The 15068-nt window shown below is 64.2% G+C and carries 12 protein-coding genes; 10 read left to right on the plus strand and 2 right to left on the minus strand.

The window, feature by feature from the left end:
* The first annotated feature begins 47 nt into the window (after nt 1-47).
* The gene (locus O7B34_RS27230; protein ID WP_442921007.1) at nt 48-2630 is read left to right on the plus strand and encodes a bifunctional diguanylate cyclase/phosphodiesterase; all 2583 of its coding nucleotides are present in this window, start codon (nt 48-50) and stop codon (nt 2628-2630) included.
* 25 nt (nt 2631-2655) lie between these two features.
* Here the strand turns inward: O7B34_RS27230 and O7B34_RS27235 are convergent, their stop codons facing one another.
* The gene (locus tag O7B34_RS27235) at nt 2656-3840 is read right to left on the minus strand and encodes a Gfo/Idh/MocA family protein (RefSeq protein ID WP_337148929.1); all 1185 of its coding nucleotides are present in this window, start codon (nt 3838-3840) and stop codon (nt 2656-2658) included.
* Between the two features lie 301 nt (nt 3841-4141).
* Here O7B34_RS27235 and O7B34_RS27240 point away from each other — a divergent pair, with 301 nt between their 5' ends.
* The 9 genes from O7B34_RS27240 (at nt 4142) to O7B34_RS27280 (ending at nt 14159) form a co-directional block, all read left to right on the plus strand.
* A complete protein-coding gene (locus O7B34_RS27240; RefSeq protein WP_337148930.1) occupies nt 4142-5035 on the plus strand; it encodes a MurR/RpiR family transcriptional regulator in 894 nt (297 codons plus the stop codon).
* A 78-nt stretch (nt 5036-5113) separates the two neighbouring features.
* Complete coding sequence (locus O7B34_RS27245; RefSeq protein WP_337148932.1) at nt 5114-5896, plus strand: SDR family oxidoreductase; 783 nt, start codon at nt 5114-5116, stop codon at nt 5894-5896.
* Nucleotides 5893-7425: a mannitol dehydrogenase family protein gene (locus O7B34_RS27250; RefSeq protein ID WP_337148933.1), complete on the plus strand. Its 1533-nt coding sequence runs from the start codon at nt 5893-5895 to the stop codon at nt 7423-7425. Before O7B34_RS27245 ends, O7B34_RS27250 begins: the two co-directional genes overlap by 4 nt.
* 35 nt (nt 7426-7460) lie before the next feature.
* Nucleotides 7461-8375, plus strand: a complete 915-nt coding sequence (locus O7B34_RS27255) for a sugar phosphate isomerase/epimerase family protein (RefSeq protein ID WP_337148935.1) — start codon at nt 7461-7463, stop codon at nt 8373-8375.
* A 90-nt stretch (nt 8376-8465) separates the two neighbouring features.
* Nucleotides 8466-9500: an ABC transporter substrate-binding protein gene (locus O7B34_RS27260; RefSeq protein WP_337148936.1), complete on the plus strand. Its 1035-nt coding sequence runs from the start codon at nt 8466-8468 to the stop codon at nt 9498-9500.
* Nucleotides 9501-9802: 302 nt separating this feature from the next.
* Entirely contained in the window at nt 9803-11347 is a 1545-nt protein-coding gene (locus O7B34_RS27265; protein WP_337148937.1) for a sugar ABC transporter ATP-binding protein, read from the plus strand.
* Nucleotides 11344-12315 (plus strand): ABC transporter permease, encoded by a 972-nt coding sequence (locus O7B34_RS27270; protein WP_337148938.1) that lies wholly within the window; start codon nt 11344-11346, stop codon nt 12313-12315. Before O7B34_RS27265 ends, O7B34_RS27270 begins: the two co-directional genes overlap by 4 nt.
* A gap of 259 nt (nt 12316-12574) precedes the next feature.
* Nucleotides 12575-13555, plus strand: coding sequence for an ABC transporter permease (locus tag O7B34_RS27275; RefSeq protein ID WP_337148939.1), 981 nt, complete (start codon nt 12575-12577; stop codon nt 13553-13555).
* Nucleotides 13556-13637: 82 nt separating this feature from the next.
* Nucleotides 13638-14159 (plus strand): hypothetical protein, encoded by a 522-nt coding sequence (locus tag O7B34_RS27280; RefSeq protein WP_337148940.1) that lies wholly within the window; start codon nt 13638-13640, stop codon nt 14157-14159.
* 101 nt (nt 14160-14260) lie between these two features.
* Here the strand turns inward: O7B34_RS27280 and O7B34_RS27285 are convergent, their stop codons facing one another.
* The gene (locus O7B34_RS27285) at nt 14261-14863 is read right to left on the minus strand and encodes a cupin domain-containing protein (protein WP_337148941.1); all 603 of its coding nucleotides are present in this window, start codon (nt 14861-14863) and stop codon (nt 14261-14263) included.
* Nucleotides 14864-15068 lie beyond the last annotated feature (205 nt).

Genomic DNA, 15068 nt, shown 5'->3' on the forward strand with positions numbered 1-15068 from the left:
CCCGCGTTAAGGGGGGCGTCTTTTCACCGGCAAGGATTCCGGTGGCGATCGCGGTTGTGGTTATTGCCGTTTGCGCGGTGCTCGCCGACCACCAAAACAAGATTGTTTCGGATCAGGTCGCCCGCGCGGACGTCCTGGCCAAGGTTAATGTCGTTCGCGCCAAGCTCGAAGGGAAGATCAACGGCAACCTTCAGCTGGCGCGAGGACTGGTCGCGGCAGTCACGACCGAACCCTACATGGGACAGCAACGTTTCACCGAGCTTGCCAGCAGATTGTTCAACGAAGAGTCCCAGCTTCGCAACATTGCCGGCGCGCCCGACCTGGTCATTTCCTTGATGTACCCGATGGCCGGCAACGAGAAGGCTATCGGCCTCGACTACCGCAATAACGACCAGCAGCGTGCGGCGGCGCTGCGTGCGCGCGACGAGCGCAAGCTCATTCTTGCCGGCCCAGTCGATCTGGCGCAGGGAGGGCAGGCCTTCATCGGCCGATTTCCGGTGTTCGTTAAAAGCGCGGGCAACACCGAACGGTTCTGGGGCATCGTTTCCGCGGTCGTCGACGTGCAGCGCCTCTACCAGGCAAGCGGTCTTCTCGACAAGGAGCTCGGGATCGACATAGCCCTCACCGGCAATGACGCTCTCGGCACGAAAGGAATGCGGTTCTTCGGCGACGAACAGGTTGTCAAAAGCGATCCTGTGACGGCCGACGTTCTTTTTCCATCGGGCTCCTGGCAGATCGCTGCGATTCCCAAGGGCGGTTGGCCCTCAACGCCCGCCAACGCCTGGCGGCTCCGGGCGCTCATGGCGGCAGCAGCGGCGCTGATTTTGATTCCCTTCCTGGCGGCGGGCCGCTTGATCAATGAAAGGCAGCGAAACTATTGGGAACTGAATCGGCTGTCGCGACGGCTGGAACTTGCTCTGGAGGCCTCGGCCATTGGCGTTTGGGAACACGACCTCGAAACCAACCACCTTGCTTGGGACGACCGCGTCAACGAGATATATGGCAGGGAGGCTGATAGCGGACCGCGCGGATATTCCGACTGGGCCGGGGCCATTCATCCCGACGATCTCCCTCAGGCGCTTACAGACTTCGACGGTGCCGTGACCGAGCGCGGCACATATTCATCGGAATACCGGGTTGTTCGTCCAGACGGCGAAATTCGCCATGTCCGGTCCAGGGCGATCTTTTACGAGACCGCGACCAATTCGCCACGAATGGTGGGGGCCGAATGGGACGTGACATCCGATGTAATGCTGAACACCGATCTAGTTCGCGCAAAACAGCTGGCCGAGTCGAAAAATGGGGAACTCGAAGCTGCCAAGGCGCGCACGGAACATGTCGCCATGCACGATTCGCTGACGGATTTGCCCAATCGGCGCTACCTGGACCAGGTACTGAATGATTACGCGGCAAAGGCCGGGCTGAACGGCGGCCATGCCGCACTGCTTCACGTCGATTTGGACCGCTTCAAGCACATCAACGATACGCTCGGCCACGCAGCGGGCGACGCGATGCTGGTGCATGCGGCATCCGTTCTCAAGTCCAACGTCGGCGATCGAGGTTTCGTCGCTCGGGTTGGAGGAGACGAATTCATCGTGCTCTGCACGATAGACGATGACGATGCCCAGGCGGCCGCGCTCGCGGACCGCATTATCGAAGAGATGCGCAGGCCCGTTTACTACCACGGTCACCAGTGCCGTTTTGGCGTCAGCGTCGGAATTGCAATCGACGATGGTACGAGCGCCGATACCAGACAGCTGCTGGTAAATGCCGATATCGCCCTCTACCGGGCAAAGAAACGTGGCCGCAACCGGCATGAATTCTTCAGCGGCGAGTTGCAAAGCGAAATCGTCAACACGAAGAGAATTGCCGACGAAATTCTCGCCGGGCTCGAACGAAATCAATTCATCGTATTCTACCAGCCTCAATTTAGCGCCAGGACGCAGGAGATCGTGGGAGTTGAAGCGCTGGCGCGATGGAACCACCCTGAGAAGGGCATTCTAACACCCGACGTTTTCCTGAAGACCGCTGAAGAACTGAACGTCGTCTCGATAATAGACCACAAAATCCTCCAGCAATCGCTTTTGGATTTCGAAGCATGGTCCGCGCAGAAGATTGGCGTTCCGCGCATGTCAGTCAACGTTTCGGCACGGCGCCTTCACGATGAGCAACTCATAGCGAGTTTGCGAGATCTCAACATCAGGAAGGGAACGTTCTCCTTTGAGCTCGTCGAATCCATCTTCCTCGACGACAACGATGACCTGGTCACATGGAACGTCGAGCAGATCAAGCAACTCGGCATCGACATCGAAATCGACGATTTCGGCACCGGCTACGCCTCAATCGTCAGTCTGCTCAAATTGCAACCTCGCCGCCTGAAGATAGACCGCCAGTTGGTCGATCCAATTGTGAATTCGCCCCAGCAGAGGCAAGTCGTCTCTTCGATCATCGAAATTGGCAAATCCCTCGGCATCGAGATCATAGCGGAGGGTGTCGAGACGATGGAGCACGCCCGTCTGCTTAAAGCGCTTGGCTGCGACATTCTGCAAGGCTATGCCTTCGGGCAGCCCTTGGATTCCGACGGGCTGAGAAGATTCGTTCTATCCTGTCGGTTGTCCGTCGCCGGCTAATTCCGTTCCAATTCCTAGGCTGACCTCACCCGAACCGTGCCGCCGTCCACGCCCCGCGGGCCGCGTTCGACTCCACCGCCGCGGCGACGAACTTCACGCCGCGTGCGCCGTCGACCACGTCGGGCACCTGCGCCGCGCGGGCCGGATCGACCGCGCCACCAGAACGGTGGACGCGGATGATGTCGGCGGCGTCGCGGTAGAAATTGGCGAAGGCCTCGATATAGCCCTCCGGGTGTGCTGCCGGCATGCGCGACACGCGGCGGGATTCAGCCGTCGAGCCATGGCCGCCGCGCACCAGCGTGCGGGTTTCCTCGCCATGGATCGAAAAGCGCAGTTCCTCCGGCCGCGCGCCCGACCATTCGAGTCCGGCTTTGTCGCCATAGATGCGCACGGAGAGATCATTGTAGTGGCCGGGCGACGTCTGGCTGGCCAGGATCGTACCGCGCGCGCCGTCGGTCCAGCGCACCAGCACATGGGCATTGTCGTCGAGCCGGCGTCCGGGCACCGCGGTGAACAGGTCGGCCGATACCGTCTCGGCCTCGCGGCCGGAAATGAAGCTTGCCAGGTTGAAGGCGTGCACGCCGATATCGGCCAGCACCGCCGACTGCCCTGCCCTCGCCGGATCGGTGCGCCACTCCGCCTGCTTCTGGCCGTCGGCGTCGATCGGCTTGGTCAGCCAGTCCTGGATATAAGCGCCATGCACCGACACGATCCGGCCAAGCTCGCCCGCCATCACCATTTCGCGCGCCTGGCGCACCATGGCGTAGCCGGTGTTGTTGAGCGTGACGACGAAGCGGCGCTTTTTCGCGCGCGCCAGCGCCACCAGCGCTTCGGCGTCACCGAGCGTCGTCGACAGCGGCTTGTCGCAGATCACATCGATGCCAGCCTCGAGGAAGGCCGTGGCGATCGGCGCGTGCAGATGGTTGGGCGTGACGATGACGACCGCCTCGATGCCATCCGGCCGCGCGGCCTCTGCCTTGGCCATGGCGCGATAATCGGCATAGCTGCGCTCCGGCGCGATGCCGATCTCGGCGGCCGAGGCGGCGGCATTGTCCGGGTCGGACGACAGCGCGCCGGCAACCAGCGCGATCTGGTCGTCGAGGCGCATGGCCAGCCGATGCACCGCGCCGATGAACGCATTGCGGCCGCCACCGACCATGCCGACCCGCAGACGCAGGCGCGTCGATCCATCCGATGTTGCGTAGACCATGTTTTCTCCTCCTGGCTATCCCCGTCGAGTTCTACGGCGCCCCCCTCTGTCCTGCCGGACATCTCCCCCTCAAGGGGGAGATCGGACGTCGCCTATGCTTTCGCCAACCATGAGCGTTGCAGGAAGGGCGCCGCGATCAACACTGCAAATCTCCCCCCTTGAGGGGGAGATGTCCGGCAGGACAGAGGGGGGCCTCGTAGAGCCCAACTTTGAACCGTTTACATCCTCTCTAAGACATCGCTTCGAACGGAATTTCCAATTTCCATATTGTAAAACGATCGTATCGCGCTAGCCTGAATTCATGAGCGGGGCGAGAAAACCATCCGGACGATCGAGTGCCGAGGAAGCCGCGACGCGCAAGCGCGGGCGTTCCCTGGCGGCGCTTGGCTATATACAGCCGCGGACCTATGAGGAGCTGCGCGCCGTGCTGTCTTCCGGCACCGTGCATTTTCCCAAGCGCCTGCGCCAGGTGGCGATCTTCCTGTGGCAGCATCCGAGCGAGGTGGCGCTCGGCACCATCGCCCAGGTGGCGGCGCAGGCCGGCGTCCAGCCCTCGACGCTGGTGCGCTTTGCCCAGATCTTCGGCTATTCCGGGTTTTCCGATTTCCAGGGCCTGTTCAAGGACCATGTCAAGGGATCCTGGCCGGAAGGACGCGGCGAGCCGCGCGCCGAGGCCGAGCCCAACGCCGCCCTGCATTTCCTGCACGGCATGGTCGGCGCCTCGCAGGCCTCGCTCGGCCGCATCGAAAGCGGCTTCGATGTCGAAAGCTTCGAGAAGATGGTGGGGACGCTGGCAGAAGCGGACCTGATCTACGTCATCGGCTCCAAGCGCGCCTTCCCCGTCACCACCTATCTGTCGCTGACGCTTTCGCAGCAAGGCGTGCGCAATGTGCTGGTCGACAATGTCGGCTCCTCCGCGCTCGACCAGGTCGGCTGCATCGGCAGGCAGGATGCGGTGCTGGCGGTCTCCTTCAGCCCCTACAATTCGATCACGCCCGACCTCGTCGCGGTGGCGCACGAACGCGGCGCCCGCATCGTCACCATCACCGACAGTACCTTCTCGCCGCTGATCCGGCTCTCGGACAGCTGGTTGGAGGTGGTGGAGTCCGACTTCGCCGGTTTCCGCTCGCTGGCGGCATCGTTGGCGGTCGGCATGGCGCTGGTCCAAGGCGTCGCAGCGCGGCGCGGCACATGAGGCGCTGCTGGCACAATTGACTACCGGGAATTATCGTTCCATATTTCAAAAAATAGAAACTTTGTTCCGGGAGGAGGAATGGAGACCAGGCTCGACGGCAAGGTGATACTGGTCACCGGGTCGACGCAAGGCATCGGCCGCGCCATTGCCGAGACGCTGGCGCGTTCCGGCGCTGCTGGCCTGCTGATCACCGGACGCGACAGCAAGCGCGGCGATGCCGTGGCGGCGGAGCTTTCGCGATTGGGTACGCCGACGCTCTTCGTCGCCGCCGACCTGGAGGATCCGGCAACCCCCGCCGCTCTGGCGCAGGCCTGCATCGACCACTTCGGCCGCATCGACGGACTGGTCAACGCCGCCGGCCTGACCGACCGCGCCTCCTTTCTCGACGCGTCGTTGGACGACTGGGCGGCGCTGTTCGCGGTCAACGCGCGCGCACCCTTCTTCCTGATGCAGGCCGCGATCGCCGATATGAAGAAGCGCGGCCAAAGCGGGGCGATCGTCAACATCCTGTCGATCAACGCCCATTGCGGCTCGCCGGAGCTTGCCGTCTATTCCGCCACCAAGGGCGCGCTGGCGACGCTGACCAAGAACGCCGCCAACGCCCACCGCTTCGACCGCATCCGCGTCAACGGCATCAATGTCGGCTGGACCGACACGCCCGCCGAACGCATCATGCAGGCCGAGACGCTAGGCAACGGCCCGGGCTGGCTCGACGCCGCCAATGCCGCGCAGCCTTTTGGCCGGCTACTCAGGCCGGAGGATATCGCCAACCTCGCCGTCTTCCTGCTTTCCGAAGCGGCCGGGCCAATGACCGGTGCGGTGATCGACCAGGAGCAGTCGGTGATCGGGGCGAACCGGTGAGCAGCATCGAAACGCTCGAGCCCAGGCTGCTGGAGCGGCTTCCCGCTGCCGTGCAAAGGCCATCCTATGACCGCACGTCGCTGGCGCCGGGAATGGCGCATCTTGGCGTCGGCGCCTTCCACCGCTGCCATCAGGCTGAATACACCGACGACCTCTTGTCGTTGCAATTCGACCGCTGGGGCATTGTCGGCATCAACATCCGCCCGCCCATCCTCGCCGACACGCTCGGCCGGCAAGGCGGCCTCTACACCAGGCTGATCCGCGAGAACGGCTATGTCGAGGCACGCGTCATTGGCAGCATCGTGAAGGTGATCGACAGCCAGGACAGCGCCGCACCGGCGCTCACCGCGCTCGCCTCGCCCGACATCGAACTGGTGACGATGACGGTGACGGAAAAAGGCTATTGCCACATTCCGTCGAGCGGTGAACTCGACCTCGGCCATCCCGACATCGTCCATGACCTCGCCAACCCGGACACTCCGCGCAGCGTGCCCGGCATCCTCACACGGGCGCTGGAGATGCGCCGGGCCACGCATGGCCGGAAGCTGACACTGCTCTCCTGCGACAACATTCCGACCAACGGCGTCATCCTGGAAAATGTCGTGCGGAGCTTTGCCGAGCGGCGCGGCAATGGTCTGACCGACTGGGTCGCCGCCAACGCCACCTTCCCTTCAGCCATGGTCGACCGCATAGCGCCGGCGGTGACCCAGGACGATCTCGATAGCGTCGAGCAGTGGTTCGGCTACCGCGATGCCGCCGTCGCCGTCGGCGAACCGTTCCGGCAATGGGTGATCGAGAAAAAGTTCGCCGGCCGCGTGCCCCGCTGGGACCTGGCCGGCGCGACTTTCGTCGACGATGTCACGCCCTTCGAGCATCTCAAGATGCGGGTGCTGAACGGCGCGCAGACGACGCTCGCCACGCTCGGCGTGCTGGCCGGGCTGGAACACACATTCGATGCCGTCGCCGACCCGCTGCTATCGGTCTTCGTCAGGCGCATGCTGGTCGAGGAAACGCTGCCGACGCTGACGCCGGTGCCTGGCATGGAGCCACTGGCTTATGTCGACCAGAGCCTCGGCCGCTTGCGCAATACCGCCATCCGCCACCGCAACCACCAGATCGCCACCGATGGCTCGCAGAAGATCGTCCAGCGCCTGCTCAACCCGATCCGCGACCGGCTGAACCAAGGGGCCAGCATCGGCCTTTTGTCGGTGCCGGTCGCCGGCTGGATGGCCTATCTGATCCTGGCCTCGGCCCGCTTCGGCAAACGCTGGCCGGTTTCGGATCCCTATGCCGGCAGGGTCGCGGCAATAGCCGACGCGACGGGCAACGATGCGCCGGCTCTGGCTTCCGCCATCCTGGCCATCGACACGATTTTCGATCCCGACCTTGCCGCGAACGAGACGTTCCGGCAGGTCGCGACTTCGGCGCTTGGCGAACTGCTGTCGGACGATCCGATGGCGGCAGTCCGTCACAGTCTCGAACAAGACGAGGTCGCGAGGTTGAAGCGATCCAAACAATCGGCATTATAGGCATCGATCGCGGGTTCGCGGTCAGGGGAGGCATGATGAAACTTGGACTGCTCACCGCACCGTTCGCGGAGGCGCCGCTTGGCGAGGTCGCCGGCTGGGCAAGCTCCGTCGGCTTCGAGGCCTTGGAAATCGCCTGCTGGCCGAAAACCTCCGGCGCGACCCGCCGCTATGCCGGCACCAGCCATATCGACGCTGCCGGCACGTCGGCCTCGCGGGCAAAGGAGATTGCCGCCGCGCTGGCGGAAAAGAACATGTCCATCTCCGGCCTCGGCTATTATCCCAACCCGCTGCATCCCGATGCCGCGCACCGCGAAGCGGTCATCGGCCACCTCAAAAAGGTCATCGTGCTGGCCGCAAACATGGGTGTATCAGTGGTCAACACCTTCTGCGGCGGCGATGCGTCCAAGACCGTTGACGTCAACTGGCAGGACGCGCTGAAAGTCTGGCCTGAAATCGTCGCCCATGCGCGCGACCACGGGATAAAACTCGCTTTCGAGAACTGCCCGATGATCTTCAGCCATGACGAATGGCCGGGCGGGCACAACATCGCCTACTCGCCGCAGGTCTGGCGCCGCATCCTGGAGACCTGGGGCGGCGATGTCGGCATGAATTTCGACCCCTCGCACCTGGTCTGGCAGATGATCGACCAGGCCCGCTTCATCAGGGAATTCGGCGCCTACATGCTGCATGTCCACGCCAAGGACCTGATGATTGATCATGATGGTTTGTACGAGCGCGGAATTTTGTCAGCCGGCATAGGCTGGCAGGTGCCGCGCATGCCGGGGCTGGGCGATGTCGACTGGAGCGGCTTCTTCTCCGGCCTCTATCGCGCAGGCTATGACGGATCGGTCATCATCGAACACGAGGACAGGCGATTTGAAGGCAGCGACGATCAGGTGAAGCGGGGCTTTCTGCTCGCCCGCGACGTGCTGCGTCCCTTCGTCAAGTGATGGCATGGCGGGCCACTTGTCTCTGTTTGTGAGTGGCGCGGCTTAGCGGATTAAAACTGAACTGAAAAACAAATGTGGAGGAAGACTGAAATGAAGAAATATCTGACCATGGTCCCGCTGCTTGCCAGCGCGGCCCTGCTGGCCTCGGTGGGTGTGTCGTCCGCCGCCGGCAAATACACGATCGGCATTTCCAACACCGTGCAGGGCAATGGCTGGCGCGAGGAGATGGTGTGCGCCATGAAGGCGCAGGCGCTCGCCTCCGGCGAAGTGACCAAGCTCAACATCGCCCACCGCAACACCGATGCCGCCGGCCAGCTCGAGGACATCCGCAACCTGATCAGCGCCAAGGTCGACGCCATCGTCGTCAACCCCGCCGATCCGGCCGGCATCAAGGCGGGCCTGGAAGAAGCCACCAAGGCCGGCATCGTCGTCGTCGCCGTCGACCAGGCGGTCACCGAACCGTCGGCCTATATCATTTCCAACAACCAGGAACAATATGCCTATCTCGGCGCCAAATGGCTGTTCGGCCAGATGGGCGGCAAGGGCGAGGTGTTTTATATGCGCGGTGCGGCCGGTGCGTCGGCCGATAGCGATCGCGACAAAGGCTTCAAGAAGGCGCTGGCCGAATTCCCCGACGTGAAGGTCGCGCAGGAAGTCTTCACCGGCTGGCAGCAGGACCAGGCCAAGCAGCAGATGCTGTCGTTCCTGGCCACCGGCACGCCATTCAACGGCGTGTGGACCTCGGGCATCGACAACGTCATCGTCGACGCGCTGGTCGAATCGCAGGCGCCGCTGGTGCCGGTGGTCGGGGCCGACAATGCCGGCTTCGTCGGCCAGCTGAGCTCGGTCAAGGGCCTCGTCGGCGCTGCCGTCACCAACCCCGGCTCGATCGGCGGCGCCGGTGTAACGCTCGCCCTGCATATCCTCGACGGCAAGAAGCCGGCCCAGCAGACCGTGCTGGTCGACCCGCAGCTCTGGGACAACGCCACCGACGAAGGCAAGGCCAAGCTGAAGGCCGCCGCCGACCCGTCGCTCAGCCCGGAATGGCCGGTCTCGATCTCGATCCCGGACTGGACGACGTATACCAAGGACCAGATCGTGGCTTGCAAGGGCCCGGGGGAGTAAGCCGGGTTTGAATTACATGACGAGGACGGCGGGTCGCCTCCTCGTCATGCGAAGGTCGGCGTTCTACGTCGCCCCCCTCTGTCCTGCCGGACATCTCCCCCCTCAAGGGGGGAGATTGACAATTCCGGCGCCGGCTCTCGTCTTGCAACGTTGAAAGTTGGCGAAAGTCGAGACGACGGCCAATCTCCCCCCTTGAGGGGGAGATGTCCGGCAGGACAGAGGGGGGCCTCGTAGAGTGCCAACCTGTCAAAGCAATTGAGCTCCTTCAAACATCTGAACAGCTTCACCGAGAACCACACGATTTGACCAATCTCCTCCTCGACGCCACGGGCGTCGCCAAGAATTACGGCGCGGTCGCGGCTCTCCGTAACGCGTCGCTTTCCGTCCTACCGGGCGAGGTGCACGCCTTGATGGGCGCCAATGGCGCCGGCAAGTCGACGCTGGTGAAAATCCTGACCGGCGCCATATCAGCCAATGCCGGGCGCATCCTGATCCGTGGCGAGGCGCGCGACATACGCTCGCCCGCCGCCGCGCGGCGCGCCGGGCTGTTGCCCGTCTACCAGGAGCCGTCGCTGATCCCCGATCTCGACGTGCTGTCCAATCTGCGGCTGACCGGCACGCCGGTCGAGCCGTTCCGCGCCTGGGTGCGCGAACTCGGCATTCCTGGCCTCGACCTGCGTGACACCGCGCGCGACATTCCGCTGGCCGTGCTGCGCGTGCTCGACCTTGCCCGCGCGCTGGCCGTCGAGCCCGATGTGCTGCTGCTCGATGAGATGACGGCGGCACTGCCCGCCAACCTTGCCGAAAAAGTGCTGGAGGTGGTGCGCCGCCAGGGCGACGCCGGCCGCGCCGTGATCTTCATCTCGCATCGCTTCGTCGAAATCGCCGCACTATGCGACCGCGCCACGGTGCTGCGCGACGGCGCAACCGTCGGCGTCGTCGACATCGTGCCGGGTGTCGAGGAAAAGATCGTCGAGCTGATGCTCGGCAGCCGCATCGTCAAGACCCATGTCGCCGGCTGCGGCGCCAGCGAGAAGGCCCGCCCCGCTGCCCGCCCGCGCATCGCCGTACGCAACCTGCGCGTCGGCACCAAGCTCAGCGACGTCTCCTTCGACCTCGGGGATGGCGAGGTCGCCGGCGTGGTGGCGCTGGAAGGCCAGGGCCAGGACGAGCTGTTCGCCGCCCTTGCCGGTTCGATCAAACCGTCGGGCGGCACGATCGAGGTCGATGGCCAGCCGGTGAAATTCGCCCACCCGATCGATGCCATCCGCGCCGGCATCGCCTATGTGCCGGGCGACCGTTCCGAGGCGCTCGCCATGCAGCGCTCGGTGCGTGAGAACATTGCGCTCCCCTTCAGCGCCGCCCTGCGTAACTGGGGACCAATTGCCATGCGCAAGGAGCGCGCCACGGTCGCGAGCGCCATCCAGCGCCTGCAGATCGATACTCGCGCCCAGGGCGAGGTGCAGCGCCTCTCCGGCGGCAACCAGCAGAAGGTGACCATCGCCCGCTGGATCGCGGCGGATGCCCGCACCATCCTGTGCTTCGACCCGACACGCGGCATCGATGTCGGCACCAAGCAGGAGATCTATAAGCTGCTGCGCGAGCTCGCCGGCAACGGCAAGTCGGTGCTGTTCTACACCTCCGAACTCGAAGAGGTGCAGCGCGTCTGCGACCGCGTCATCGTCATCTTCGGCGGCCGCCTCGTCGACATCTTCCCTGTCGAGGAAGCGGATGAACCGGCACTGATGCGCGCCGCCTACGGCCTGCCGCGCGGCGCCAAGGCCGATATCGGCATTTTGGCTGATCCCACGGCCAATGCTTCCGACGCGCCGGAGGCAACGCCATGAGCCATTTCCTGCGCCGCCAGGGCTGGGTAACAGGCCTGTTTGCTCTGCTGATCGTTCTGTTCATCGCGACAAAACTGATCCAGCCCGGCTATGGCAGCGGCGATTTCGGCTCGCTGGCGCGGGCCGTGCTACCCTACGCCTTTGCCGTCGCCGCGCAGACCGTTGTCGTCATCGCCGGTGGCATCGATCTCTCGGTCGCCGCCATGATGGCGCTGACCAGCGTCACCGCCGCCTCGATGATGAACGGCGCCTCGGAGGAATACGCCCTGTTCGTGGTGCCCTTCGTGCTCGCCATGGGTTTTGTGCTGGGCGCGCTCAACGGCCTGCTCATCGTCGTCACCCGCGTGCCCGACATTGTCGTTACGCTCGCCATGCTGTTCGTGCTGCAGGGCGCCGCCCTTCTGGTGCTCGGCGCGCCGGGCGGCGCGGCCGCCGAATGGCTGAAGGCGCTGATCTCGGGCACCGTGCCGATACCGGGCCTGCCTGATACCATCGATGCCTGGCTGCCCAAGGCGCTGCTGGTGCTGGTCGTCTGCCTCTGCATCGTCTGGATACCGCTTCGGCGCTCGCGCCTCGGCCTTTCCATCTACGCCATTGGCTCGAGCGAACTGGCGGCGTTCCGCAGCGGCGTGCCTGTCGCCCGCACACGCATCATCGCCTACGCGCTGTCCGGCCTCTTCGCGGCCATGGGCGGGCTGGCGCTGACCATGAGCACCGGCATCGGCGCGCCCATCCCCGGCCCCTATCTGCTCGCCAGCGTCGCCGCGGTCGTGCTGGGCGGCGTGGCGCTCGGCGGCGGCAAGGGCGGCCTGCTCGGCCCCATCGTTGCCGTCTTTGTGCTGCGCCTGGTGCGCACCGACCTTACTTTGCTCGCCATCGACCCCAACGTCACCGCCATCATCGAAGGCCTGATCATGGTCGCCGTGGTGATGTTCGGTGCGTTTATCACCATGCGGGGGCGGCAATGATGAGCAGGTGTGAATTGGCACGTAGTGCCCTACGGCGCCCCCCTCTGTCCTGCCGGACATCTCCCCCTCAAGGGGGGAGATTGGCAGCTTTGGCGCCCCGCTCATTCTTGCAGCGCCGACTATTGGCGAAAGCCGTCACGACATCCAATCTCCCCACTAGAGGGGGAGATGGCCGGCAGGCCAGAGGGGGGCGCCGTAGAGCGCCACCCTTCCCCTGCAACGCCACCTACCCCACCCCATCGCGAGCAGGAGCCGCGCCATGAGCAGCACCGCGATCACGCCCGTCCCCTTCGGCCGCCGCCTGAAGCGTTTCATGGCCGACCGGCCCCTTATCCCGCTGATCATCCTGCTGGTCATCCTGGTGGTGATCCTGCAGATCCTGCGCCCTGGCATCGTCAACGAGCGCTGGATCGCCAACACGATCAAATTCGCCATACCGCTGGCGATCCTCGCCGGCTGCCAGACCATGACCATGCTGACCGGCGGCATCGACCTCTCGGTCGGCACGGTGGCGACGATGAGCGCCTTCATCATGGCGACGCAAGTGGTGAACCAGGACCCGGCGGTGGCTTTCCTGCTGGCGATGATGCCGGCGGTGCTGATCGGCCTCGTCAACGGCATCGGCGTCGGCGTCTTCCGCGTCCACCCGCTGATCATGACGCTGGGCACCAGCCTGATCGGCACCGGCTGCCTGCAGGTCTATCAGCGCACGGTGATCGCGTCGGGCGCCAAGGTCCCCGACTTCCTCGCCTGGCTCGGCACCGGCGTCACCTCCGGCTTTCCCAACGCGCTGCTGCTGTTCGTGCCGCTGGCCGCCCTCATCGTCTTCACGCTCGCCCGCACCGGTTTCGGCCGCCTGCTCTACGCCGTCGGCGACAATGAGCGCGCGACCCGCCTCTCCGGCGTTCAGTACTGGCAGGTCATAACAGCGCTCTACATCTCCTCCAGCATGCTCGCCGGCATCACCGGCCTGCTCTATATCGGCCTGATCAAGGCCCCTTCGCTCTCGCTCGCCGAGCCGCTGGTGCTGCCTTCGGTGGCGGCGGCCGTCATCGGCGGCACCTCGATCTTCGGCGGCCGCGGCGGCTACACCGGCACCATCATCGGCGCGCTGATCCTCACCGTGCTGACCACGCTGCTCACCATCCTGCAAATGCCGGAGGGTGCGAGGCGGATCTTGTTCGGGCTGATCGTTCTGTTCGTGACGGCTGCGTATCTGCGGATTATCGAGGAGCGGTAGAAGCATCTCGAAAGGCAGTGGTTAACGGCTAAGGATTTTGGGTTAAGCTGCGCCTCCCCTGCCCTGCCAGAGAGGCACCCTTATGGCCGCACGTCCGCATGGAGGAGAAAGCAACAGACCTGTCGCAGGCGGTCTTGACGACGACGATCCTCGTCTTGCGTTTATTTATCAGGAGGCGGTGAGAGGTCTCACGCATCAGCAGACCGTTGTCGAGAACATGAACACCCGCGCCGGTAGCCTTATCTTCGCCACCGCATTCGCAAACTCGTTGCTGGGCGGCGCGGCCCTTTCCAACGGGCTTGGAGTTTGGGACTGGACCGCCGTAACCCTGCTGTTCAGCATCGGCGGGCTGATCGTCTTCATGCTTTGGCCCTACCATCAATACACATTCCGCTTCGATCCAGAAGAGCTGCTCCATCACTATGTCGATGGCGACAAGCCGACGACGATATCGGCCATGCACCGCGCGCTGGCCCTCCGCATCAAGGCGGACATGGCCAGCAACTGGCGAATTATCCAGCGGCTCCGGGTGGCGTTGCAGTTTGCGCTGGTCTTTCTGTTGCTCGATATCCTGGCTTGGCTTCTGGCGATCGCGGGCGTTTGAGAGCGTTCCACCGATGTGATGCTGTTGCGTCGATCCGCTCGGGCGCTCGTGCCGAGGCAGGGCTTGCGCCAATGAGTTTTGCTCTCCTGCCTTTGGCGAATTCAGTCTTTCTTCCACGCCGCCAGCAGCGGGCCTTTGCTTCCATAGACCGGGTCCTTGCGCGGCCGGCCGACCCTGGGGATCGTCGCCACGGCCTTGGCGTGGTCGGCGGCGGTCGTGCATTCGTCATAGGTGCCGGATGGCGGATAGGCGCCAACCACGAGAAAGTCGTCTGAGGCGGAGATGCGCTGGTGCCCGGTGCCGGCTGGAAGAACCGCGACGTCGCCGGCCTTCAGCGCCAGCGTTCGTCCCTTCTTGCCGCCGAACCGGACTTTCGCCGTACCGCGCGCCACACCCAGCACTTCGTGGATGCGCGAATGGTAGTGGCAATAGTCATAGATGCCGTTGCGCCAGCTGTCCCCCCAGCCATTGGCCGAGAAAAGCTCCTCCATGACGGCCGCGGGATCGAAGTCCTCCGGCAGCGTGACGGCACCGTGATAAACCACCAGCGGCCAGGACGGATGGTTGGGCACCAGGCCATCATCCCCAAACCTGAACTCGTTCGATTTTCGTGGCCTGACAAGATCGGCCGCCTGTTGCCTGTCCGGTCTTGCGGCACCGGTGACCTGTTCGGTTGCTTTCTTGATGCTTTGCAGGATGCTCATGACGTCGCCTCGCCTCGGGGAACCAACGCTGATTCAACCTGCGTGGCCGTCGCTGGTTCCCGGCAGGCTCTGCGCCCGCGAGGTTGTGTGCGTCAAGTTCTGCAAAATTGGGCGGCCATGGTGCTGGTCATGCGGCTTGGCGTAGAGCGAGTTTTTTGTGCTCGCGCAGATCGTCCATATTGATGTATCGGTTGGCCTCCATCCA

Origin of the sequence: Mesorhizobium sp. Cs1299R1N3 (assembly GCF_037179625.1) — a bacterium.
Classification (GTDB): domain Bacteria; phylum Pseudomonadota; class Alphaproteobacteria; order Rhizobiales; family Rhizobiaceae; genus Mesorhizobium; species Mesorhizobium salmacidum.